We start from the raw sequence: 22,808 nt of genomic DNA on the forward strand, positions 1-22,808 counted from the left end.
AAAGCAGCGTTGTTAAAGACATCGTAAAAGGTGTTTTCAATTGGCTCCGCCCAGGATGGGTCGAATGTTTCCGAGGCCTACCATCCAAACCAAGTGCCGGCTAAGCCATTTTCATTGCCCACGCGTGCCAAACCGCAGTTTGAGGGAATGGTTTTCCCGCCGCAGTAAGAAATGAGCGCCTGTTCGGTGACATTTTCACAGCAGAGGTGCTTTTGTATGGAGAGGCAAAAACCGGGGCTTTGTTGTAGCCTTGGCAGCTTTATCAGCGAGAACAAGGTTCGCTATGGCAACAATCCAATTTTTAGGGGCTGCTCAGGAAGTTACGGGGTCTTGTCATCTTTTGCATTCGCCTGCCTTAGGCCGGATTCTGCTGGATTGCGGTATGCATCAAGGAGGCGATGTGGTGGAGCGCCTGCCGCAGGAATGGTATGGGTTTAATCCAGCTGAGATTAACGCTGTCATCCTGTCCCATGCCCATATGGACCATTCAGGCCTATTGCCTAAGCTTTTCCAAGACGGATTCCGCGGCGCTATTTATTGCACGCCGTCCACCCGGGATTTGTTGGACATTATGCTGCGAGATGCGCACGGCCTGTATGAGCGTGATCTTGAGCGGGAGAATATCCGTCGCCAGCGCCGGGGCTTAGCCCCACTTCCGCCCGAGTACACCATCGCTGACGTTGAAGGCGTTATGCGCGCCTGTGATCCGCAGCCCTATCGAACCACATTTTCTTTGGGAACGGCTGAGGTGACCTTTCACGACGCCGGCCATATCCTCGGTTCCGCCATTACCGAAATCCGGTTTGAAGAACAGGGCCAGAAGAAAACGCTGGTCTTTTCCGGCGATTTGGGCAAACGCAATGCTGTATTGATGAATGATCCGGATCTATTGGCCCAAGCGGATGTGGTGCTGATGGAAGGTACCTACGGCAATCGGGATCACCGCTCTATAGAAGAAACCGTCACGCAACTTGAGGAAATTTTGCGCGATGCGTGGCGGCGCGGCGGCAACGTGGTTATCCCAGCATTTGCGGTGGGACGCTCACAGGAGTTGATGTTCTACATAGGTTTATTGGCTCACCAGGGCAAGCTGGATGACTGGCAGGTCATTCTCGACAGCCCCATGGCCATCGCTGTGACGCGCCTGTATGACCGATGGCTGAGCGAGTTGGATAGCAAGGACATCAAACCTCTGCACGACAGTGACAAAAACTCGCTGCGCCAATTTATTCCCCGTCTGCATTTGTCCGCGACCGTGGAAGAGTCCATGGCGATCAACAAAATCAAACGCGGCGCGATCATTATCGCCGGCAGCGGCATGTGTAACGGCGGGCGTATTCGCCACCACCTGAAACAACGCATCTGGGATAAGCACAACACCTTGATTTTCGTCGGCTTCCAGGCCAGAGGCACTCTGGGCCGGGTGCTGGTGGATGGCGCCAAGCGGGTCAAACTGTTTGGTGAGGATTATGTGGTGAACGCACGCATCGAAACCCTAGGTGGCTTCTCCGCGCACGCCGGGCAAACGGAATTGGTGCAGTGGATCAGCCATTTCACCTCAAAGCCGCGTGTCGCGTTGGTTCATGGCGAGCCGGAAGCGCTTGACGCCCTGGCCGAGCGCTTGTGGAAAGAAAAACAAATCAAGGCAGAGGCGCCCGCGCAAGGGCAGAGCTGGGCGTTTTAAATCTCAACTGAACGGATGATCTCCCAGGCTTCTTCGACGCTGTCGACGTATTGAAACAGCGTCAGATCCTCCGGACTGATCATCCCTTCCTCTACCATCAATTCCCAGTTGATCAGTCTTTCCCAATAGGCGCGATCAAACAGCAGCAGCGGCAGGGGTTTGATTTTGCCCGTCTGGATCAACGTCAGGGCTTCAAAGAGTTCATCCAGCGTGCCAAAACCACCGGGGAACGCCACCAGCACTCGTGCGCGCAGCAGAAAATGCATTTTGCGCATGGCGAAGTAGTGGAAGCGGAAACACAATTCCGGGGTGATATAGGTATTCGGCTCCTGTTCCCTCGGCAAGACGATATTGAGTCCTACGGATCGACCCCCAGCCTCGTATGCGCCGCGATTAGCCGCCTCCATAATGCCGGGACCTCCGCCAGTGATCACATGCATCGGCGTGACATCACTTTTATCGCAATGCTCGGCGATCAGGTGAGCTAGCCGTCGCGCCTTTTCATAATTCTCCGCTTGGCGCAAATTCCTTTTGGTCTGCTCCACTAAGGCTTTGAGTGCGGGGTTTGCCGGGTCTTGCTGCAAGCTGTTTTGTGCAGCCAAACAGGCCCCTTCAGCCGCTTCCTGGCTGAGCGTGCGGGCGCTGCCGAAAATCACCACCGTGTTGCGAATCTGGTGCTCGGTCAGAATTATTTCCGGTTTGCTCAGTTCCAAAAGCAAACGGACCGGGCGGAGTTCATCGCGCAGTATGAATTCGTCATCATCGAATGCCAGACGATAAGCAGACGAGCCGACTTGCGGAGTAACCGCCGGTGTCAATCGGGCGGTTTTGGCGTCATCGGCGGCGGTCGGGAAGATGCGTTTATTGGGATCGGTATTATCGGTCATAAGGATTGGAAGCCGCGAACGATGCGCGACGGGCATTAAGTTAATTGAAGATAAGCTGATAGCGATGTTGGAGAGATCGCCGAGGGAAACAGCACAAGCATCCGCTGCTATTCGTCCAGCATTTTGCGCAACCGGCGGCGCAGTTCCGCAGCGATCAGCGGCAGGTATTCGTCCACCAGATCATCCACCAGCTTTTGCTTCTGCATGGCCGATTTGTCGCGGCTAAAGGAATATTGCGGCCCACTGTCCCCGTAGGCTGAGCTTCCATAGGTTGAACGATTGAGGCGCTCTGCGCGGGCGTGAGTGCGCAAAATCGCGGTGCTGGCATCGAGTGCAGCGCTGGATTGCGCGATTTCTTCCACCAGATTGCGTTTGCCCTGGTTGAGCCGGTCGAGAATATGCTGCGGCAAAAACGGGTTTTCGCTTTTTTTGGGCAGAGGCTTGCCTTCAGCTGGTGCTGGAGGTGGGGTAAAAGGTGTCTGGGCAACGCTGTTAGGAGTTGAAACAGGTGCAGCGGATGGCGCTGGCGGCTCGACGGGGGCAGCAGCTTCGGGAGCTGGGGCTTCTGCCTGGATAGATCCCTGCTTGGGAGCAGGAGCATTGGGGTTTTCGCTGGCGAAGACTATGGCCTCGAGAGTTTCGATATGCTTTTTCTGCTCCGGGCTGATCAGCGAGTTGCGATCGTCTTCCAAAATCATCTCCGCCAGCGGCAGTGTCTGGATTTCGTCATAGCTGGCGAGATTGTCCTCTTCGGCTTCACCCGTCGTGTCCAGGTAGCCGAGATCCACGTTCAATTCTCTTTCGGCAGGAATACCTTCTGCTGCGGCAGATCCATCTGGTGTCATGAAATCGCTGCTCATATTGCTCTCCTTTTCGCTTGGCGGTAGCGCCGCAGCCTGATATGCAGCTGCGAGGGGCCCTTCCTGTCCATGAAGCTCAGAGAGATCAAGCGCTTCTTCCAGGATGGGAATTGCGTCTAGGTCCAGGTCTGCCGGCGGGGTTAAGTCTTCCTGTTCCGCTGCCAAAGGTTTATCCGGATTCATCAATCTGCCTTCGATCTGCGACCATTAGCGGTCGTCTGTTATGGTTATAGTAGCTCGCCTGAAAAAGGTGAGCCTCGATTTCGTATGAATAATCAATGTCGAGGTTTGCCTATATTCGGCTATAAGCCGAGTCATTTTTCTAAGTATTGCTACAAACCAGGGCCATTTCCATTGGTATCAGGGGAGTTTATGGGTGTTGATGTTATGGCCCATCTCCTTGTATCGACTATAGCGCCGTCTTGTCTGGTCCAATACATCAGGGGTTTGAATCACAATCTCGGCGAGTCGCTGAGCCTGCGTCTCGGGCATTGTGTGCCCGAGATTGATCAACAGTTGCCGAGCCGGTAGAGCCTCAGCATCCGTGCCGATCACCAGTGGATCGCCGCTGGACCCGCGTCCGTGGGGCAGAAAAGATTCGGGTTTGAATTCCCACAACAAACTGTCCAGTGTTTGCGCCGTCGCTTCATCTGCCACCAGGAAGGCGACGTCGCATTGTTGCGCCCAGGCTTTTTCCGCCAGACGGGCGGCGAACTGCAAACGCTCGTGATGAGATTGCGATTGCAGAACGTAAAAATCGACGCGCAACATGCGGGGCGATTAGCCGGTGTAGGCGCCGATCAGATACTGCAGCAACAATCCCACCGGACGACCTGTTGCACCTTTAGCGCCGCCACCCAGCCACGCAGTTCCGGCTATGTCCAAATGCGCCCACTTGTAGTTTTTGGTGTAGCGCGACAGGAAACAGGCCGCAGTAATAGAACCGCCTTCGCGTCCACCGACGTTTGCCATATCGGCAAAATTGCTGTCCAGGGCTTTCTGGTAGTCGTCCCACAAAGGCATTTGCCAAGCGCGGTCGTGCGCCGCTTGACCCGCTGCCAAAAGCTCATCTGCCAGAGCCTGATCGTTGGCATACAAACCGGATGCATGGTTACCGAGTGCAATCACGCACGCGCCTGTCAGAGTGGCGATATCGATGACCGCTTTGGGCTTGAAGCGCTCGGCGTAGGTCAGGGCATCGCACAGCACCAAACGGCCTTCGGCATCGGTGTTGAGAATTTCGATGGTTTGGCCGGACATGGAGGTGACCACATCGCCCGGTTTGGTCGCTTTGCCGCTCGGCATATTTTCTGTCGCGGCTATAAGACCAACCACATTTATGCGCGGCTGCAATTGTTTCAGAGTGGTCATGACGCCGAGCACACTGGCTGCGCCGCACATATCAAATTTCATTTCATCCATGGCTGGGCCAGGTTTGATGCTGATGCCTCCAGTGTCGAAGGTAATGCCTTTGCCCACCAGAACTACTGGCTCAACGGAAGCTGCAGCGCCGCGATATTGCATAACGATAAATTTGGCGGGCTGATCGGAACCTGCAGCAACAGACAAAAATGCACCCATGCCCAATTTGGCGATTTGTTTTTCATCCAAAACATTGACGGTTAATTTTCCACCGGCCAGTGATTGTGCTTTTTTGGCCAAGTAAGTGGGGGTGCAGATATTGCCTGGCAGATTGCCGAGGTGACGTGCGGTATTGATACCGTCGCCAGTGGCTTTCCCTTGTTGCAAACCGCTGCGCCATGCACTGCTGAGCTTTGCGTCACTGTGCACAGTTAATTTGGTCAGAGCCGGGGTGGAGAGATTTTGGGTTTTGGTTTCTTGATAGGTATAGAGCGAGGTTACGAACGTTTCGGCAATCAAGGTAGCGAACACGTTGTCGGCAACCGAAGATGCATTCTCAACTGACCAAACCGCATTTTTGATCTGCTTGCCTTTGAGTGCTTTAGCCACCGCCTGGACGCTGGTGCGAATATCTTGTGACGTAACGGCATTATTTTTGGAACCCAGGCAGACAACCAGGAGTCGTTTGAAAGCTGTACCGCTCGGCGGTAATGCCCATGCGCATTGACCGGCTTTCAAGGTCAACTCGTTCAATTCGATCAGTCGGGAAATCAATTGGTATTTCTTGTCGAGCACTTTGGCTGCGCCAGACAAAGTTTTGTCTGCATAAACTTGTACGATCAGACAGTCTGTGCGCAGAGTGTCTAGCTGCCCGGATTTAACCGAAAATTCCATACCTGATGCCCCAGTGAGGTGAAAAAAGATAAACAAACAGGAAAATAAACCGATATATAGTGGCCTGTGGGGCGGATTATTTCAATGCGGCTGCGGGGTGTGGCTTATCCAAGGGGCAAGCTATAATGCCGCGTCCACGTCGCAGCCCAGCATGGCCGCGGTTTGATCCGCTCGTCACAAACAAGTCATTCAATGTGATTATTTTTCGTTATCTCGCCAAAGAAGTGCTCGCCAGCATGCTCGCCGTGAGCGCCGTGCTGTTGTTAATCATCATGAGCGGCCGCTTCGTGCGTTACCTGGCGGACGCAGCTGCAGGCAAGCTCGATGCCCAGGTGTTGCTGACCCTGATGGGTTACCGCCTGCCATCTTTTCTCGAACTTATTTTGCCGCTCGGATTTTTTATCGGAATTTTGCTCGCCTACGGACGCCTTTATGTGGACAGCGAGATGACGGTCCTGTCGGCCTGTGGCATGAGCGAAAGGCGTTTGGTGGGTTACACGCTCGCCACCGGCTCGTTCGTGGCGGTCATAGTGGCAATACTGAGTCTTTATGTCAGTCCGGTCGGCGTTAAAGCCGCCGAAGATTTATTCGTCGAACAGCGCAATCGCACCGAATTCGAAACCCTAAAACCCGCGCGCTTTCACAAGTTGAGCAGCCGGGATGGTGTGACCTACGCGCAGAGTGTGAGTGCCGACAAAAAACAACTGCAGCAGGTCTTTATCGCGGGAACAGCGGAAACCAGCGACAAACTGTCGGTGGTAACAGCAGCCACTGGCGAGACACTGGTCAATCAAGTCACCGGCAAACGTTATCTGGTGCTGCAAAACGGCCAGCAATATCGAGGTCAACCCGGCGATGCGGACTATGAAGTCATTACCTTCAGCCGTTATTCGCAATATGTTCCTGAGCCGGATTTCGAAGCGCGACCCAAAAAGGCGACCGACGGTTTGAGCACTATGACCTTGTGGAAATCAGACACGCGAGAGGCGAACGCAGCTTTGCAATGGCGTTTATCTTTACCGGTTCTGGTATTGGTGGTTGCGTTGCTGGCTGTACCGTTAAGCCGTACCCAGCCACGTAAAGGGCGCTACGTGAAAATGATTCCCGCGATCCTGCTGTACATCATTTATTTAGTTGTGAGTAATGCAGCGCGCGGTTTGATGGAAGAGGGTAAAGCTCCAATTCCTTATTTGTTGTGGTGGGTTCACGCGGTATTTTTGCTGCTCGCGCTCACTCTTTTATTGATGCCTTCGTGGCTGCGCTTCCACCGGCGTCCGAGCCAAGCGGCACCGGCGTGAATTTATTTTGCTAAAGAAAATCATTCAATGAAAAAAATCAGAAGCTACATAGGCCGCTCCGTGGCCGGTTCTATTGCGGTCGTGCTGCTGGTCATTGTCGCTTTGGATTTTATTTCGGAATTGGTCGACCAAGGCGGCAAAGTCGAAGGCAACTACACTTTCAGCGAAGTCATTATTTACGGCTTGCTTTCGATTCCTTCGAGTATTTACGACTTTCTCCCCTTGGCGTCCTTGGTGGGTTGTCTGATCGGTTTGGGTTTGCTCGCCAACACCAGCGAGCTGACAGTTATGCGCGCTGCAGGTGTTTCGGTGCTGCAGATAATTTGGGCAGTAATGAGACCCATTTTGGTGTTTATTGGCCTGGGTATTTTTCTCGGTGAATTTGTGACACCCATGACGGACCAGTATGCCGAAAGCCGTAAGGCAATTGCGCTGGGACACCAATCGGCTCTGCAAGGGCAACGCGGGGTGTGGAATCGTGAAGGCAATGAATTTATGCACTTCAGTGCCGTCTTGCCCAACGGCAAATTGTTCGGCGTCACCCGTTTGCAGTTTGATGATGAAGGGCGCCTGTTAAACAGCACTTACGTGGAATCGGCGATTTTCCAAGGCGATTACTGGTTTGAACGCAACGGCATGAAAAGCTCGTTGGGCGACGAGCAAGTCACCACGGAATATTTCACCACCGGCTCATGGCAGTCGGAATTGTCGCCGCTGTTGTTGGACGTTTTGGTATTGAGCGCGGAAGATCTGCCGATGAAGCGTCTGTTTTCTTATGCGAATTATTTGGAGCGGCAGGGGCAGGATGCGAGCGAGTACCGGCTAGCGTTTTGGCAAAAAGCTCTGCAACCCTTGGCGACCGCCAGTCTGGTGATGATTGCAATCAGCTTTATTTTTGGCCCCCTGCGTCAGGTCACCATGGGATTTCGGATTTTTACCGGTGTTATTGTGGGTATCGTATTTCGAACCTCTCAGGATCTGCTTGGGCCAAGCAGTCTGATTTTCGGCTTTTCCCCATTTGTCGCCGTTATGCTGCCCATCATGCTTTGTGCGTTGATTGGGTGGGTTCTGCTTAGACGATCTATCTGAGTTACTTTTCTTTCTCTGTCAGCAGTACTTGGGTGCGCGAAATGCGGTCGTGCAGACTGCGTTTTTGCGTATCGAAAAAACTGCACCAGTAACCTATGCCGCCTAACAGCACTGATGGTATTGCGACAAGGCTGCGCACAAGACATTGCTGCCAATTGGGTGTTTGGCTGTTATCGAATTGGCTGACCAGTTTTAACCGCCAAGCACGCATACCTACTGTCTGTCCGGACTTGTGCCAAAACCAGCAATAGAACGCGATAAGCGTTAAAACCCAACCTACAAAAACAATCCAGTGGTGAAACATCGGCTGGTACTCACCTTGATGCCACCCGGCAAGCGCGCCTATCAGAGTGATGACAGCGCCATAAAAGAAGCTCAAAGCAAGCAAAATAAAACCGTCGTATAACAAGGCGGCGAGGCGACGCCATAGAGGAGCGCTGATTGGCACAAGGAAACCTTAATGTCTGCAGGAGGGCGCGATTGTGCGAATCTTTTTTATTGGCCGTCAACACCGGGAGTTGCTTCTGTCGGCGACGCGCTGGCGAGTGGGGCGCGCGAAATAATCTGGTACAGCTGCTTCAGCTTCGCCGAATTTCCCTGATATTCTGCCAAGCGAATTTCGTAGGTGTCGCCGTCATCCGTGTGACGAATTTGTCCCACTTGATAGTCCAGGTCTGGGATAACCCACAGGCGCGTGATCTTATCTTTTTCATCATTTTCCCGCAGTACGACCAGAGAATCGTAATTGTGCTTTTGCACGGAAAAAGACTCGTTAGCCAACGCTTTGAAATTGTAATGTTCCAGCCTTTTGCGTTTGACGAACTCGTAAACGAGGTCCGTTTCCTGCGTTGCAAGATCTGCCTGCAGGGCAAGTTGATACAGGGCAGGATCTAAAAAGCCCGCTTTAATGGCATGAGTAGTGTCATTTTGTGGGCGATCACTGCGGGTGTAAAAAGCTCTCATGGCGGTCCAATCGAACGAAATTTTTTCCGTCGTGCTGCGCCCGAATAGTCTGCGCTCGTAGGTGTATTGAGAAGGATAAAGAGAGTTGTCTTTGATCTGGAATTCGCTCACCTCTTTAATCGAGGCGAAGAGATTCTTAGCCTCGGATTTAAGTACGTAGCGATGTTCATCGATTTGCGTCAGCGTCCGCACCATCTCAATTTTGAAGCCGGAGATTGTGCCTTTGTACACGCTGCGGGCGAGCTGTTCGTTGTAAGTAACAGGAGCGGAACCGGTCTCAATGTTTGCATAGACTGCAACAACCGACGTTGACCATAAAAGTATCGCCAGCTTCCATAACCAGGACTTGGTATGCAACATAAAACTCTCCCGCACGGTAATGGGCCGCGTTCGTTCCGGTACGGCCCTTTCCTTATCAGAATACGAATCCGGGCTTAAGTTCTGCTGAACGAAACTCAAATTCAGTTGCGACAATAGGTTATGGATACAAAAAATAAGATACGGGCATAAAAAAAGGGGCTTTTGGCCCCTTTTCTTGCTCAGGTATCTCTTAAGCGTTGGCTTTGAGAATAGCCAGAGTAGTGTCCAGCATGCGGTTGGAGAAGCCCCACTCGTTGTCATACCAAGACAGAACTTTCACCAGGTTGCCGCCGATTACACGAGTTTGTGTAGCGTCGAACACGCTGGAAGCGGAGCAGTGGTTGAAATCTACAGAAACCAGCGGCTGAGTGTTTACTTGCAACACGCCCTCAAAACGGCTTTTTGCAGCGCTGGTCACGATTTCGTTGATTTCCGCAACAGTGGTGTTACGAGCTGCGGTGAAGGTCAGGTCCAGCAATGAAACGTTGATGGTCGGAACGCGAATAGCCAAACCATCGAGTTTGCCTGCCAGTTCTGGAATCACCAAGCCGATCGCTGAGGCAGCACCAGTTTTGGTCGGGATCAAAGAGTGTGCCGCAGCGCGAGCGCGATACATGTCTTTGTGGTATGCGTCAGTGATGTTCTGGTCATTGGTGTAGGAGTGAACAGTGTTAGCCAAACCAGAAACTATGCCTACGCCGTCGTGCAGAGCTTTGGCCAGCGGCGCCAAGCAGTTGGTGGTGCAGGATGCGTTGGACAGAACTTTGTGTTCCGCTTTGATTTTGTCGTGGTTTACACCGTAAACAACAGTCAGGTCCACGTCGGTGCCAGGAGCAGAAATCAGAACGTGTTTGGCGCCAGCTTCCAGGTGAGCTGCAGCTTTGTCACGCGCTGTAAACAAACCGGTGCATTCGAAAACGATATCTACGCCCAATTCACCCCAGGGCAGAGCAGCGGGATTGCGCTCGGCAATAACTTTGATTTTGTGGCCGCCGACAGTGATGGATTCATTGTCGCTGGTAACTTCCTGAGAAAAACGGCCGTGAACTGTATCAAATTGCAGGAGATGGGCGTTGATGGCAGGAGAGCCGAGATCGTTGATCGCAACGATTTCCAGATCTTTTTGCAGGTTTCTCTCATAAAGAGCGCGCAAAACATTGCGGCCGATACGTCCGAAACCATTAATTGCTATACGTGCCATATGGTGAAATCCCGTGAGTCTGTTAGGTCAAGATGATGGAACTGGCTGGCGAAGCCGCCCCGGGTAAAGAGGTGAGTGCGAGGTTTTATCGAGCGATTCCGGCGAGTATTAAAGCCTTGAACAACGCTGCGATGGGCATAATCGATTGCGTGGTCGCCATATCGACAAAGCCCCCTTTCCGCCCGTCTCAGGCTGCGGGATTATCCGTAATCGCAGTTGAAAAAGCAACCGGCCAACCTCTACAATACGGCCTGTTTGCCTGGGTGCGAGGCGATCCTTATGAGGGCGTCTCCGGCGCGCTAAACGCTGGTCAGCGGATCTTCTATGGACGCACTGATCGCCTTTGCGGTGGTTATGCCCCTTGGTGCGGGACTGTCCGGGCAAACCACTCTTATGCAGAGCAAACCTTGTGCAAGAGTAACCTCGAGCACCGCCCTTCAGATTCGACAAAGGCTGACTAATCTATTATTCCCGGCGGCTACCATCGCACAATATTTGATCCTTATTGCAAAGGTCGTGGGGCGTTTGACCAATCTATTTAAACAAAGGCAGGTTTAACCACTATGAATACCGACATCTTGATTGTGGGTGGCGATGGCGATTTGGCGCTGCGCAAGCTGTATCCGGCTTTGTACTACCTTACGTTGAACGGATGCATGCCCGAAAACACGCGCATTTTTGGAATGGCGCGTTCACACAATACTCAAGATGCTTTTTTAACCAAGGTAAACGAGTGGATGAAAGACAATACCGGCTCGCTTTACGACGAAGCGATCTGGTTGGAGTTCAGCAAGCGTTTGACCTTTGTCCAAGGCGACTCCACTAATCCGGCTGATTTAAAAAGAATCAAAGACACGCATTTTTCCGACGATCGCGATCTGATCGTTTATTTGGCGGTACCGCCACTCATCTTCGGCAAAATCTGCACCGCGTTGGAAGCGTGCGGTTTGGCTAAACCCTCTACTCGTCTAGTAGTGGAAAAGCCGCTCGGCGACAGCAAAGAATCCTTTACCGCAATCAACAATGAATTGCGCCGCGTCTTCAGCGAAAAGCAGCTGTATCGCATCGACCACTATCTGGGTAAAGAGTCTGTGCAAAACCTGCTGGCGCTGCGTTTCGCCAATGACATCTTTGAGCCTATCTGGAATTCAAAACACATCGACCACATCCAGATTTCTGTGACTGAAACCGTCGGCTGCGGCAACCGCTGGGATTTCTACGATCAAACTGGCGCAATGCGCGATATGATCCAAAACCACCTGTTACAGGTTTTGTGTCTGGTTTGTATGGAGCCGCCGATTAATCTGGACGCCGATTCCGTACGCACCGAAAAACTCAAGATTCTGCGCAGTCTGAAACCTCTGACCGAGAAAGAAATCGAGACCAACACCGTACGCGGACAATACCGCAAAGGTGTCATCGGCGGAAAACCGGTACCTGGTTATTTGGAAGAGGAAGAGGGCGGTCGCGAAAGTTTTACCGAAACCTTTGTTGCACTCAAAGCTGAGATCAACAACTGGCGCTGGTCTGGTACACCGATTTATATCCGCACCGGTAAGCGTCTGGATCGCCGTCATTCGGAGATCGTTATCCAGTTCAAGCAAAACCGCACCAACCTTTTTGCTGATCAATTGACGCAAAACTGCGCCAACCAGCTCATTATCCACCTGCAGCCGGACGAAGGTATTTACATGCGGGTGAAAAACAAAAAAGCCGGCCTGGATGCTCGCGTTCCGCTGGAAGACCGCAGTATGGACCTTTCTTTCGCGGACAATGCCAAAAGCAAAAAGCACGACGCCTACACGCGCGTGTTATTTGACGTGATTCGCAGCGATCAGACACTGTTCGTCAGTGAGCAGGAAGTATCCGCCGCTTGGGATTGGGTTGACCGCATTATTGAAGGCTGGAAGAGCAAGAACAAAAAGCCTGTTGGTTATGATGCAGGCTCTACTGGACCGGTTGAAGCCATTGAGCTGTTGGCTCGTGACGGACGCCGTTGGAATCGTGGGGAATAAGAGGTGACTCTGTGAATATTACAGTTGAGGCAGTAACTGCTCGCATCATTGAGCGCAGTCGTGAACTGCGCTCGGCCTATGTCAACGCCATGAAGGCAACGATGGAGCAGAATCCGCCGAAGAGACGCCTCTCCTGCGGAAATTTGGCGCACGCTTATGCCGGTTGCAACGAACAGGATAAAAACATTATCCGCCTGATGCAGACGGCCAATTTGAGCATCACCACTGCTTACAACGATATGTTGTCGGCGCACAAACCCTACGAGCGCTATCCGGACATTATTCGCGAAGCTGCGCGCCGCATGGGGTGCAGTGCCCAGGTGGCGAGTGGTGTGCCCGCCATGTGCGACGGGGTGACCCAAGGACAGGCGGGTATGGAGCTCAGCCTGTTCAGCCGGGAAGTGGTGGCTATGGCAACTGCCATAGGTCTGACCCATAACATGTTCGACGGCAACCTGTTCCTGGGTATCTGCGACAAAATCGTGCCTGGCATGGTGATAGGCGCGCTTCAATTCGGTCATATTCCAGCGGTTTTTGTTCCGGGCGGCCCAATGCCGTCGGGCATCCCCAACAAAGAAAAAGCCAAAGTACGCCAGCAGTACGCCGCTGGTGAAGTTGGTGAAGACAAACTGCTGGAAATTGAAACCAAGTCTTACCACAGCCCAGGTACTTGTACGTTTTACGGCACCGCCAACAGCAACCAGATGTTGGTTGAGATGCTCGGTCTGCAATTGCCCGGCTCATCTTTCGTCAGCCCTGACTCCGAATTGCGTACAGCATTAACCCGTGCAGCGGTAGAAAAGCTGATCGCTTGCACCGCGTCCGCCGGACAATACCGTCCGATGTATGAAGTCGTTACCGAAAAATCCATCGTCAACGCAGTAGTCGGTTTGTTGGCGACCGGCGGTTCTACCAACCACACGCTCCACTTGGTTGCCATGGCGCGAGCTGCGGGTGTGATTCTGACGTGGGACGATATGGATGAGCTGTCTCGCGCAGTGCCGCTTTTGGCGCGCGTCTATCCGAATGGCGAAGCCGACGTTAACCACTTCCACGAAGCCGGCGGCATGTCTTACTTGGTGTACGAACTGCGTCGTGGCGGCTTGTTGAATGAAGATGTAGTTACTGTAATGGGTGACCAGGGGCTCGCCAGCTACGAGAAAGCGCCCAAACTCAACAGCGCGGGTGAGGCAGTCTGGGAAGATGTGATTTCTGCTTCGAATAATACCGACGTATTGCGCAGCTTTGATCAGCCTTTCTCACCCGAAGGCGGCTTGCGTCTGATGCGCGGCAACCTCGGTCAGGGCGTTATCAAGGTTTCCGCCGTTGCGCCACAAAACCGCGTTGTCGAGGCGCCTTGTATTGTGTTCGAAACACAAGAAGAGTTGATCGATGCGTTTAAACGCGGTGAGCTGGAAAAAGATTTTGTCGCCGTGGTGCGTTTCCAAGGGCCTGCTGCCAATGGCATGCCGGAACTGCACAAGATGACTCCTCCGCTCGGCCTGCTGCAAGACCGGGGCTACAAAGTTGCGCTGGTAACAGATGGTCGTATGTCGGGTGCATCCGGAAAAGTGCCTGCTGCGATCCACATTTCACCGGAAGCCTGCAAAGGTGGCGCGCTCGGCAAGCTGAAAACTGGTGACGTCATTCGTTTCGATGCCGATCAAGGCATCCTGGATGTGCTGGTTGATCCTGCTGAACTGGCTGCCCGACCTGCCGCTCAACTCAAGCGCGAACCGCAAAACCTGGGACGCAGCCTGTTTGGCGGCTTCCGCGAGCTCGCCGGAGTTTCCGAAGAGGGCGCATCCGTTTTTAATTCATTCATCGATTTCAATAAGGAATCTCTGTGAATATCACACGCGAATTTTTGCAACCCATCGGCGTTATGCCGGTGATCGTGTTGGACAGTGTTGATCATGCCGTTCCAGTCGCTGAAGCGCTGTATAAAGGTGGAATCAAAGCGGTAGAGATTACCCTGCGCACGCCAGTGGCTCTCGAGTGCATCAAGGTCATTAAAAAAGAATGCCCACATTTGATAGTCGGTTCCGGCACTGTGATCAATGAGAAAAACGTTGAAGAGTGTGCTGATGTTGGGGTGGATTTTGCGGTTTCTCCCGGAATGACACCTGCATTGGTGCGCAAAGCGCAGGAGTGCGGCGTCAAACTGCTTCCTGGAGTGGCGACGTGCTCTGAAATCCTGACGGGAATGGAGTTGGGGCTGAGCTGTTTTAAATTGTTCCCGGCAACCGCTGTGGGCGGTTTACCCCTGCTGAAGTCCATTAATGGTCCTTTGCCGCAAGCGACTTTCTGCCCGACCGGTGGCCTGACGATCGACGATTTTGATCAGTATTTGGCGCTGCCGAACGTGGCGTGCGTCGGTGGGTCTTGGTTGGTGCCTAAGGCTGCGGTGGACGCCAAAAACTGGCAGGCCATTACGGACATAGCTGCCAAAACCATGGCGAAAGTTCAGCTTTAATCTCCTCTTAAACACTCAAAGGCCAGGCTTGTTCTGGCCTTTTTATTTCCCCTTCCTTCCTCTAAATGAACTTGGGTATCTCACCCAACTGGCGGGACATCAGCATCAATTCCTGCATAACTTCAGCAAGACTGAAAGAGGTGCCACTGCGCAGCTCCTGGCGAATTTTGTGAATCATCAAAGAGCCTTCTTTGATGGGGTTCTCTGGGGTAGGGGCATTGCGCGGAGCAGAGCTCAACACCAGAAATCCCCGGTGACTGAGCACAACCTGGTCCAGCGCTTCCTGGCGAACCGCTTGGTCATAGCGCAGATAATCTGCACTCGCGAGCCACATCATGGTGTGAAAGCACGCCTGATGTCGCGGACTGTGCAGGCCGAACTCATCCGGCGTGTCCGGGCCGCAGATATCTTCGACGTATAAGGTGATCTTCTTGGGAAATTGACCGTAGAGCGCAACCAAAATTTTGGCTGCGTCCCGGTAGAAGTCATCGATGTGAATGTCCGACAAAACGATCTCGCTATCTTGCGTAACGTTGCAGGAATTGACCGAGGCGGTCGATGGCTTTGGTCAGTTCGTCCACTACAGGCAAGAACACTATGCGTGCATGGTCCGGCTCTGGCCAGTTGAATGCAGTTCCTTGAACCAGCAACACTTTATGCTGAATCAGGAAGTCGAGAATCAGCTGCTGGTCGTCGTCAAACTTGTAATAGTTCCGATCGATTTTCGGGAACATGTAGAGAGCCCCTTTAGGTTTGACGCAGCTCACCCCGGGAATGGAATTCAGGGCAGACCAGGCGGCGTTGCGCTGCTCCAGCAAGCGCCCGCCGGGCAGGATCAGTTCATTGATACTCTGATAGCCGCCTAGAGCTGTTTGGACTGCATACATGGCCGGAACGTTGGCGCACAAACGCATGGAAGACAGCATCTCGACACCCTTGATGTATTCCCGAGCCAGATGCTTGGCGCCGCTGAATACCAGCCAGCCAGAACGGAAGCCGGCGAGACGATAGGTTTTGGAAAGGCCGTTAAAGCTGACGCAGAGCACGTCCTGAGCCAAGCGGCCCATAGGAATGAATTTGGCGTCGTCGTAAACGATCTTGCTGTAGATCTCATCAGAAAAGATCACCAACTTGTGTTCTTGCGCGACTTTCACGATTTCTTTCAACAAGTCTTCGCTATATACCGCGCCAGTGGGGTTGTTGGGGTTGATTAAAACGATTGCGCGGGTTCTGCTGGTGACCTTGCTGCGAATGTCGTTGATGTCGGGAAACCAGTCGGATTGCTCATCGCATAGATAGTGCACAGGCTTGCCGCCAGCCAGAGTGACGGCCGCAGTCCACAGAGGGTAGTCCGGAGCGGGTACCAGCACTTCGTCATCGTTATTCAGCAGAGCTTGGCAGGCCATGACAATAAGTTCGCTCACGCCATTGCCCAGGAAGATATCGTCAATCTCGACGCCGGGGATTCCCAGGCTCTGGCATTCCTGCATGATCGCTTTGCGCGCGGGAAACAGGCCTTTGGACGCGGTATAGCCTTGGGCAGCGCGGAGGTTCAGGATAACGTCGGCGATGATTTCGTCCGGCGCGTCAAAGCCAAAAGGAGCGGGGTTGCCGATGTTGAGCTTGAGGATGCGATGGCCTTCCTCTTCAAGACGGGTAGCGTGATCTAACACTGGGCCGCGAATGTCATAACACACGCCATCCAGTTTTCTGGATTTATCGATGAGTTGCATTGTCAAGTGGTTACCTTTTTAATCCGATGTTCCGGGCGAGCATGTTCGCCCTTTGCCGATAATGAGTTCTGGCCTGGTGTGCGCCGGAAGGAGACGGCAATTTTCGGAAAACGAAATGACCCGTCAGAATCAGGGGCGCGTCGATTCAAGTCATTGATATCAAGATTAGCAGGTGAGCGATTATGTCAGATAGCACTGTAAAAAACGATGAGCGTTGGCGCGAGGAATTGAGCCCTGAGGAGTATCGGATCTGCCGTGGCAAAGGCACTGAGCGACCCTTTACTGGCGAATATTGGGACTGCAAAAAAAGTGGTGTTTATCGCTGCCGCTGTTGCGGAGAACCGCTGTTCTCATCCCGTACCAAGTACGACTCTGGCTCCGGCTGGCCGAGCTTTTATCAGCCCATAAATCCTCAGTCAGTGGCGGAAGAGCGCGATCTCAGTCATGGGATGATCCGCACTGAGATTCTTTGTGAAAAATGCGGCGCCCACCTCGGCCATGTCTTTCCGGATGGCCCTGAGCCAACGGGGTTGCGCTACTGCGTCAATTCCGCGTCTCTCAGATTGGATGAGGATGCGGAAGCATAAGAGGCGGGGCCAAAGTGCCCCTCAATCATAGATCTGCTTCTTCTTCCAGTTCTGCTGCTCTTGCGCGAACTTGTCCCATTCACTATTGATTGCAGATGAATCTGCTTCCTCAGCGGAGTTCTCCTCTGTTGCAGGAGATTCATTGACCAGACGCTCCAACTCGCTGCGGGTCGCGCGCAGTTGTGCGATTTGATTGTCCAGCCGACCGCCGTTGCGCTCTTTGAGAGCCAGCTTCAACGCGAGTTCGACATAATGTAACGCCAAACGGGGTTTGCCTTTATCGCGCGCCAGACGGCTTTGCAGCGCGTATGAGTCGAGTGTCAGCTGAATAACCAGCTGGCGGATCGTGTTGCGGTAGGCTTCCGCTTGTGAGCCGGTCAGCTGTTTTTTTCCTTCCAGTTGAAAAACGTACTTGTAGAGCTCCTCCAGGCTGGTTTTGATCTCACGAGCCTGCTTGGGGTTTTCGATAGGGGAGGAGGGCTGGTTTTGTTGTAGGCGCTGAGTCTCCGCCATTTGCTGGACGATCGTTTTTAAGTCCTCTTTATGGCCGGGATGATTAGGTTCCATTTTGGACAGCTGATCCAGGAGTTGCGCGAGGCTCTTTTGAACCAGAAGGGTCAGCTCCTTCGGCAAAAAGCCGGGAGGAAAGCCGCTCAACATAAATTTGAAATTGCGGATGCGACTTTTCAGCGCCAGCAGGAGGCGTTCTTTCTGCTGCTTCTTTTGCGACACGGTTTGCGCAATAAATGCGTAGCAAACCAAGCCAGCCAGAAGGACGACAATTGCGATAATAACGGGGACGGAAGACATGTGTGCGCACCAAATACTCTCATAAAGGCTAGCAGCCCTGACCGCGGATGCAACTTGGCTGGCCGAAGGTTTGGGTTCGATCTCCACGTACCTCTGGCAGAGATTTTAAGGTCGGACCTATGTTCTTGATTTAATGGTGTTTAATTTTTCATCAGCAAAAAACAGATCAAAAGAAATTAATAAAAATTTTTTTATAAAAGTGTTGACAGCTTTCTGGGTCACCAATAGAATGCGCCCCACTTCTGGCGACAACGCAAAATGTTGAAAAGCCTGAAGAAAATAGGTCCCCATCGTCTAGAGGCCTAGGACACCGCCCTTTCACGGCAGTAACAGGGGTTCGAATCCCCTTGGGGACGCCAATTTTGCGGGAATAGCTCAGTTGGTAGAGCACGACCTTGCCAAGGTCGGGGTCGCGAGTTCGAGTCTCGTTTCCCGCTCCAAACATAAAAAAGGCAGCCAGAAAGGCTGCCTTTTTTATTTCTGTATTTTCAGTTTTGCAAATTCCTCTTCATCAGCATTTATAAAAACCAAATCTTTCGCACCACTGCTTTTTTGCGGTTGCAGCATTCGTTTTATCGGATTTTATTTTTGTCGAGCCAAATTTGATAAAGTGGCATCCCTCGTTTGCAGGCTGGAATTTATCCCCATGACGATACAGTCGACTGCTCTGTCCATTCGCGCTTTGAGCAAGGTTTACGGAAATGGCAAAGCTGCCCTTAGCGGTGTAGATCTGGATGTAATGCCGGGAGATTTTTTTGCGCTGCTCGGCCCCAACGGTGCTGGAAAATCCACCATTATCGGCATTATTTCCTCTCTGGTTCGCAAAACGTCCGGATCTGTCTCTATCTTCGGTCACGATATAGATGCGAATTTTTCCGTTGCGAAGCAGCATCTCGGGGTGGTTCCACAGGAATTCAATTTCAGCGTGTTTGAGAAGGTCCAGCAAATCGTCGTGAATCAGGCGGGTTTCTACGGTGTGCCGCGCAAAGAAGCTTTGCAGACCACTGATCAGCTCCTGCATCAATTAAATTTGTGGGATAAGCGCAACGAGCCTGCCAGGAACCTTTCCGGCGGTATGAAGCGCCGTCTTATGATCGCGCGTGCGCTGGTTCATAAGCCGAAGCTGCTTATTCTCGATGAGCCTACTGCGGGAGTGGATATAGAGCTGCGCCGCTCCATGTGGGAATTTTTGACGGAAATTAATCAAGCTGGAACCACTATCATCCTGACGACGCATTATCTGGAAGAGGCTGAGAATTTGTGCCGCAATGTCGCCATTATCAATAAAGGCGAGATTATCGAGAATACCAGCGTAAAAAATTTATTGAAGCAATTGAACCGCGAAGTATTTGTCCTCGATGTGCGAGATGAGCTAATGGCATGTCCCGAGGTGGAAAATTATCAATTGCGCTTGCGCGACGCTCACAGTCTGGAAGTGGAGGTGGAAAAAGGTAAGCCCTTAAATGATTTGTTTGCGCAGCTCGCTGCAAAAAATGTTGCGGTCGTGAGCATGCGCAACAAAGTCAACCGCTTGGAGGAATTGTTTGTGACGCTCGTGAAAAATCACGAGAAGCGGGATGGTGCCGGAGGTCGCGTATGAAGATTCAGCATCAGTGGGTGGCCTTTTATACGATCCTCCGCAAAGAAGTCACGCGCTTTTTACGTATTTGGGTGCAAACTCTTATTCCGCCTGTGATTACCATGGGACTCTATTTCGTGATTTTCGGTCATTTGATCGGCGAGCGGATTGGTCAGATGGGCGGTTTTGATTACATGTCATTTGTTGTTCCCGGTTTGGTCATGATGGCGGTAATCAATAATTCTTACGCCAATGTCGTTTCGTCATTTTTTAGTGCGAAATTTCATCGCAGTATTGAAGAATTGTTGGTGAGTCCCACTCCTAGCCACATTATTCTTCTCGGCTATGTCGCTGGTGGTATTCTGCGCGGTTTGGCGGTAGGCGCTATAGTGACTTTCGTTTCGACGTTTTTTACCAACTTTATTATTGAAAATCCCTTGTTGACGATTTTGGTGATTTTTTTGACCTCAGCATTATTTTCGGTTGCGGGTCTTATCAATGCGATTTTTGCCAATTCGTTTGACGATATATCCATTATTCCGACGTTCTTATTAACTCCCTTGACCTATTTCGGCGGCGTTTTTTATTCGATAAGTTTGTTGCCGGAATTTTGGCAGGGTGTATCTCAATTAAATCCAATTCTTTATATGGTTAATGCCTTCCGTTTTGGGTTTTTGGGGGTGTCGGACGTCAATGTGGGCTTGGCGATTGGCGGTATCGCAGGGATGTTGGTGATTGCCTACATCTTTGCTTGGTATTTGTTGCACAAAGGGCGGAAATTGCGTTCCTGAGGTTCGGTATATGAATGATCAATTAAGTGAATTGAAACTTGGGAAGCAACAAGCCTATCCCGATCATTATGATGCGGGGTTGCTGCAACCCATTCCTCGCGCTTTGTCGCGCAGTCACCTCAACCGACAGTCGTTTTATGGTTCTGATATCTGGACAGGTTATGAGCTGAGCTGGCTTTGCCCCGGCGGCAAGCCGCAGGTCTGCATCGCAGAATTCTCGATTCCTGCGAATAGTCCAAATCTGATTGAATCAAAATCATTCAAATATTATTTGAATTCATTTAATCAGACTGAAATTGCTTCTAAAGACGAGTTGCTGAAAACAATGGAGCGCGATTTGTCGGCGGTTGCCGGCGCGCCTGTTGCAATACGGCTGTATGGGCTGGAGGAATACCGAAAACGCGCTGAGGTAGCGCCGGAAGCGGTTTTATTGGACGATATAGAAATACAAGTAAACGGCTATCAACCAGATGCAAATTTACTGCGACCCGTCGATGGCGAATTCGACGGGATTTGGTGCAGTCATTTATTGAAGAGTAATTGCCCGGTCACCGGTCAACCGGATTGGGCATCGATTTGGATACGATGGCGGGGCAGAGCGCTCGATCAGGCTGCGCTTTTGCAATATATCGTCGGCTATCGCCAGCACCAGGATTTCCATGAAAATTGCGTCGAGCGTATTTATGTGGATCTGGAAGCTGCGGGGAGTCCGAGTGAGCTGTGGGTCTACGCTCGCTACACAAGAAGAGGTGGGTTGGATATCAATCCATTCCGCAGTTCGCATCCTATGGATGCGCCTGTATGGCTTGCCCCGCGGCAATAGCGGGGCGATTAATGGATGATTTTTTCGCGCAGTTTTTCAGACGCTTTTTGTAACGCATCCAAGATGCGTTCTTTGTCGTAGTTGCGGATTTTTTCCAAGTCTAGATGCATGGAAAATCCATCTGCATTTTCTTCAAACCAGCTCTGATCTTTGCCTAGGTCTTTACGAAAATCGATGACCTGGTGCACCCGGACGGGCTGGCTAAAACCTTTTACGGAAATCTCACCCTTATCCCGACACAGAACCACATCCTTTACCAGCGCCCAGGAGTCGTGGGAAATAAGAATCTCCCCGGGGTCAGCCGCGGATTCCAAGCGTGAAGCCAGGTTTACATGGGTGCCGAGCACTGTGTAATCCATGTAATGGCTGGTACCGAAAGATCCCACGGTGCAAAAACCTGTGTTGATACCCATGCGAATCAGCAAAGGTTTTTTGATGCCTTGGTTATACCAGCGCTGTTGCAGCTCTTTCATTTTCTTACGCATCTCGATCGCCATGGAGACGGCGCGCAAACAATCCGCTTTGACACCCTCACTCTGTGAATCGCCGAAAATCACCATAATGGCATCGCCCATGAATTTATCGATGGTGCCTTTGTGCTTATTGGCAATGCGGGCCATTTCAGTGAGGTAGGAATTCAGCAGCTCAGTGAGCGTCTCTGCCTCTAGCTCTTCCGAGAGCGAGCTAAAGCCCTGAATATCAGAAAAAAAGATAGTGACGCGTTTGCGCTCAGTGGTAAGAGCTTTCTCCCTTCCGTCGTTAATTGCTTTCCAGACTGTCGGCGTCAAATAGCGGGACAGTTTATAAGTCCGCAGTTTGTACATGGTGTGCTCGTTGGAGAGCTTTTTGATGTGCATCTCCATCTTGCGGATCTTTTTGTGGGCGTAGAGTGCATAGGCGCAAAAGTAGGTGAAGATGCCGACAAGGCTGATGCTGCTGATTTCCAGTTTGTCGGAAAAAACCCACTTGGGCTCGCGAATAAAGATGCTGAGAATAATGCCGGAGATCAGGGCAGTATTATCAATCGCCCACTTGCGAATACCGCCATTGATCAAGCTGTTGAACTGGACCATGGTGATAAAAAGGATGGTCGGCAACAGATTGAATTCAGACAGGCTCAAGACTATGCCGATAACCCCGGCATCGGCAGTCATAAAGCGGTCGAACGCTTTGCTTTGATTGATGGCGCGACGCTTGATAAACCAATAACTGAAAAAGGTGTACAGAAATACACAGGCGGTTATGGCCGCCACCAGCCAATCGATTTGCTGCCAGTTGATTTTGGCTAACGCGGTGCCCGCCGCAGCTAGGCAAATCAAAGCCCGAATATCATGCTGGCGCAAGGAAAAGTCTTGTGTATCCTCTGTTTTGGAGCCAGAGGCATCGTTCATAGATA

22 protein-coding genes and 2 tRNA genes are annotated in these 22,808 nt (G+C 51.9%); 13 read left to right on the forward strand and 11 right to left on the reverse strand.

Translation table 11 applies throughout. From position 1 onward, the window contains the following. Nucleotides 1-283 precede the first annotated feature (283 nt). Nucleotides 284-1,684 (forward strand): MBL fold metallo-hydrolase RNA specificity domain-containing protein, encoded by a 1,401-nt coding sequence (locus DWB84_RS02800; RefSeq protein WP_187408226.1) that lies wholly within the window; start codon nt 284-286, stop codon nt 1,682-1,684. On the opposite strand, the gene DWB84_RS02805 is transcribed toward DWB84_RS02800, so the two are convergent. The 4 genes from DWB84_RS02805 to DWB84_RS02820 all read right to left on the reverse strand — a co-directional run bounded on the left by DWB84_RS02805 (nt 1,681) and on the right by DWB84_RS02820 (nt 5,687). Beyond that, the gene (locus tag DWB84_RS02805; protein WP_187408227.1) at nt 1,681-2,571 is read right to left on the reverse strand and encodes a TIGR00730 family Rossman fold protein; all 891 of its coding nucleotides are present in this window, start codon (nt 2,569-2,571) and stop codon (nt 1,681-1,683) included. The genes DWB84_RS02800 and DWB84_RS02805 overlap by 4 nt on opposite strands. 107 nt (nt 2,572-2,678) lie before the next feature. After that, nucleotides 2,679-3,614, reverse strand: coding sequence for a hypothetical protein (locus DWB84_RS02810; protein WP_187408228.1), 936 nt, complete (start codon nt 3,612-3,614; stop codon nt 2,679-2,681). Between the two features lie 177 nt (nt 3,615-3,791). Continuing rightward, nucleotides 3,792-4,202, reverse strand: a complete 411-nt coding sequence (locus tag DWB84_RS02815; protein ID WP_187408229.1) for a DNA polymerase III subunit chi — start codon at nt 4,200-4,202, stop codon at nt 3,792-3,794. Nucleotides 4,203-4,211: 9 nt separating this feature from the next. Then, entirely contained in the window at nt 4,212-5,687 is a 1,476-nt protein-coding gene (locus DWB84_RS02820) for a leucyl aminopeptidase (protein WP_187408230.1), read from the reverse strand. Nucleotides 5,688-5,812: 125 nt separating this feature from the next. Here DWB84_RS02820 and lptF point away from each other — a divergent pair, with 125 nt between their 5' ends. Together lptF and lptG are read left to right on the forward strand one after the other, a co-directional pair. After that, on the forward strand, nt 5,813-6,985 hold the full coding sequence (lptF, locus tag DWB84_RS02825) for an LPS export ABC transporter permease LptF (protein ID WP_222867992.1): 1,173 nt from the start codon (nt 5,813-5,815) through the stop codon (nt 6,983-6,985). 27 nt (nt 6,986-7,012) lie between these two features. Beyond that, on the forward strand, nt 7,013-8,074 hold the full coding sequence (gene lptG, locus DWB84_RS02830) for an LPS export ABC transporter permease LptG (RefSeq protein WP_187408231.1): 1,062 nt from the start codon (nt 7,013-7,015) through the stop codon (nt 8,072-8,074). A 1-nt stretch (nt 8,075) separates the two neighbouring features. Here the strand turns inward: lptG and DWB84_RS02835 are convergent, their stop codons facing one another. The 3 genes from DWB84_RS02835 to gap all read right to left on the reverse strand — a co-directional run bounded on the left by DWB84_RS02835 (nt 8,076) and on the right by gap (nt 10,598). Next, a complete protein-coding gene (locus DWB84_RS02835) occupies nt 8,076-8,522 on the reverse strand; it encodes an RDD family protein (RefSeq protein ID WP_187408232.1) in 447 nt (148 codons plus the stop codon). 47 nt (nt 8,523-8,569) lie between these two features. Beyond that, nucleotides 8,570-9,397, reverse strand: coding sequence for a DUF3108 domain-containing protein (locus DWB84_RS02840; RefSeq protein ID WP_187408233.1), 828 nt, complete (start codon nt 9,395-9,397; stop codon nt 8,570-8,572). A 190-nt stretch (nt 9,398-9,587) separates the two neighbouring features. Next, nucleotides 9,588-10,598, reverse strand: coding sequence for a type I glyceraldehyde-3-phosphate dehydrogenase (gene gap, locus DWB84_RS02845; protein ID WP_187408234.1), 1,011 nt, complete (start codon nt 10,596-10,598; stop codon nt 9,588-9,590). 324 nt (nt 10,599-10,922) lie between these two features. On the opposite strand from gap, the gene DWB84_RS02850 reads away from it, so the two are divergent. The 4 genes from DWB84_RS02850 to eda are packed head-to-tail and all read left to right on the forward strand — an operon-like array spanning nt 10,923 to nt 15,089. After that, on the forward strand, nt 10,923-11,156 hold the full coding sequence (locus tag DWB84_RS02850; protein WP_187408235.1) for a hypothetical protein: 234 nt from the start codon (nt 10,923-10,925) through the stop codon (nt 11,154-11,156). A 5-nt stretch (nt 11,157-11,161) separates the two neighbouring features. Next, entirely contained in the window at nt 11,162-12,613 is a 1,452-nt protein-coding gene (zwf, locus tag DWB84_RS02855; RefSeq protein ID WP_187408236.1) for a glucose-6-phosphate dehydrogenase, read from the forward strand. Nucleotides 12,614-12,624: 11 nt separating this feature from the next. Beyond that, the gene (edd, locus tag DWB84_RS02860; RefSeq protein ID WP_187408237.1) at nt 12,625-14,463 is read left to right on the forward strand and encodes a phosphogluconate dehydratase; all 1,839 of its coding nucleotides are present in this window, start codon (nt 12,625-12,627) and stop codon (nt 14,461-14,463) included. Beyond that, nucleotides 14,460-15,089: a bifunctional 4-hydroxy-2-oxoglutarate aldolase/2-dehydro-3-deoxy-phosphogluconate aldolase gene (gene eda, locus DWB84_RS02865; protein ID WP_187408238.1), complete on the forward strand. Its 630-nt coding sequence runs from the start codon at nt 14,460-14,462 to the stop codon at nt 15,087-15,089. The genes edd and eda overlap by 4 nt, the downstream gene beginning before the upstream one ends. Before the next feature lie 61 nt (nt 15,090-15,150). Here eda and DWB84_RS02870 read toward each other — a convergent pair whose 3' ends face one another. Both DWB84_RS02870 and DWB84_RS02875 read right to left on the reverse strand, forming a co-directional pair. After that, entirely contained in the window at nt 15,151-15,597 is a 447-nt protein-coding gene (locus DWB84_RS02870) for a hypothetical protein (protein WP_187408239.1), read from the reverse strand. Nucleotides 15,598-15,607: 10 nt separating this feature from the next. After that, nucleotides 15,608-16,822 (reverse strand): pyridoxal phosphate-dependent aminotransferase, encoded by a 1,215-nt coding sequence (locus tag DWB84_RS02875; protein WP_187408928.1) that lies wholly within the window; start codon nt 16,820-16,822, stop codon nt 15,608-15,610. Between the two features lie 182 nt (nt 16,823-17,004). On the opposite strand from DWB84_RS02875, the gene msrB reads away from it, so the two are divergent. Then, nucleotides 17,005-17,409, forward strand: coding sequence for a peptide-methionine (R)-S-oxide reductase MsrB (msrB, locus tag DWB84_RS02880; RefSeq protein WP_187408240.1), 405 nt, complete (start codon nt 17,005-17,007; stop codon nt 17,407-17,409). A gap of 21 nt (nt 17,410-17,430) precedes the next feature. Here msrB and DWB84_RS02885 read toward each other — a convergent pair whose 3' ends face one another. Further along, the gene (locus tag DWB84_RS02885; protein ID WP_187408241.1) at nt 17,431-18,219 is read right to left on the reverse strand and encodes a hypothetical protein; all 789 of its coding nucleotides are present in this window, start codon (nt 18,217-18,219) and stop codon (nt 17,431-17,433) included. A 283-nt stretch (nt 18,220-18,502) separates the two neighbouring features. On the opposite strand from DWB84_RS02885, the gene DWB84_RS02890 reads away from it, so the two are divergent. From DWB84_RS02890 to queF, 5 genes are all read left to right on the forward strand, one after another. Further along, a tRNA-Glu gene (locus DWB84_RS02890) sits at nt 18,503-18,578 on the forward strand. 5 nt (nt 18,579-18,583) lie between these two features. Beyond that, a tRNA-Gly gene (locus tag DWB84_RS02895) sits at nt 18,584-18,659 on the forward strand. Between the two features lie 206 nt (nt 18,660-18,865). Continuing rightward, a complete protein-coding gene (locus tag DWB84_RS02900) occupies nt 18,866-19,819 on the forward strand; it encodes an ABC transporter ATP-binding protein (RefSeq protein ID WP_187408242.1) in 954 nt (317 codons plus the stop codon). Then, nucleotides 19,816-20,589, forward strand: a complete 774-nt coding sequence (locus DWB84_RS02905; protein ID WP_187408243.1) for an ABC transporter permease — start codon at nt 19,816-19,818, stop codon at nt 20,587-20,589. Before DWB84_RS02900 ends, DWB84_RS02905 begins: the two co-directional genes overlap by 4 nt. Nucleotides 20,590-20,599: 10 nt before the next feature. Beyond that, nucleotides 20,600-21,412, forward strand: coding sequence for an NADPH-dependent 7-cyano-7-deazaguanine reductase QueF (gene queF / locus DWB84_RS02910; protein WP_187408244.1), 813 nt, complete (start codon nt 20,600-20,602; stop codon nt 21,410-21,412). A gap of 8 nt (nt 21,413-21,420) precedes the next feature. Here queF and DWB84_RS02915 read toward each other — a convergent pair whose 3' ends face one another. Then, entirely contained in the window at nt 21,421-22,803 is a 1,383-nt protein-coding gene (locus DWB84_RS02915; RefSeq protein WP_187408245.1) for an adenylate/guanylate cyclase domain-containing protein, read from the reverse strand. Nucleotides 22,804-22,808 lie beyond the last annotated feature (5 nt).

This window comes from Saccharophagus sp. K07, from assembly GCF_014336955.1.
GTDB lineage: Bacteria > Pseudomonadota > Gammaproteobacteria > Pseudomonadales > Cellvibrionaceae > UBA5868.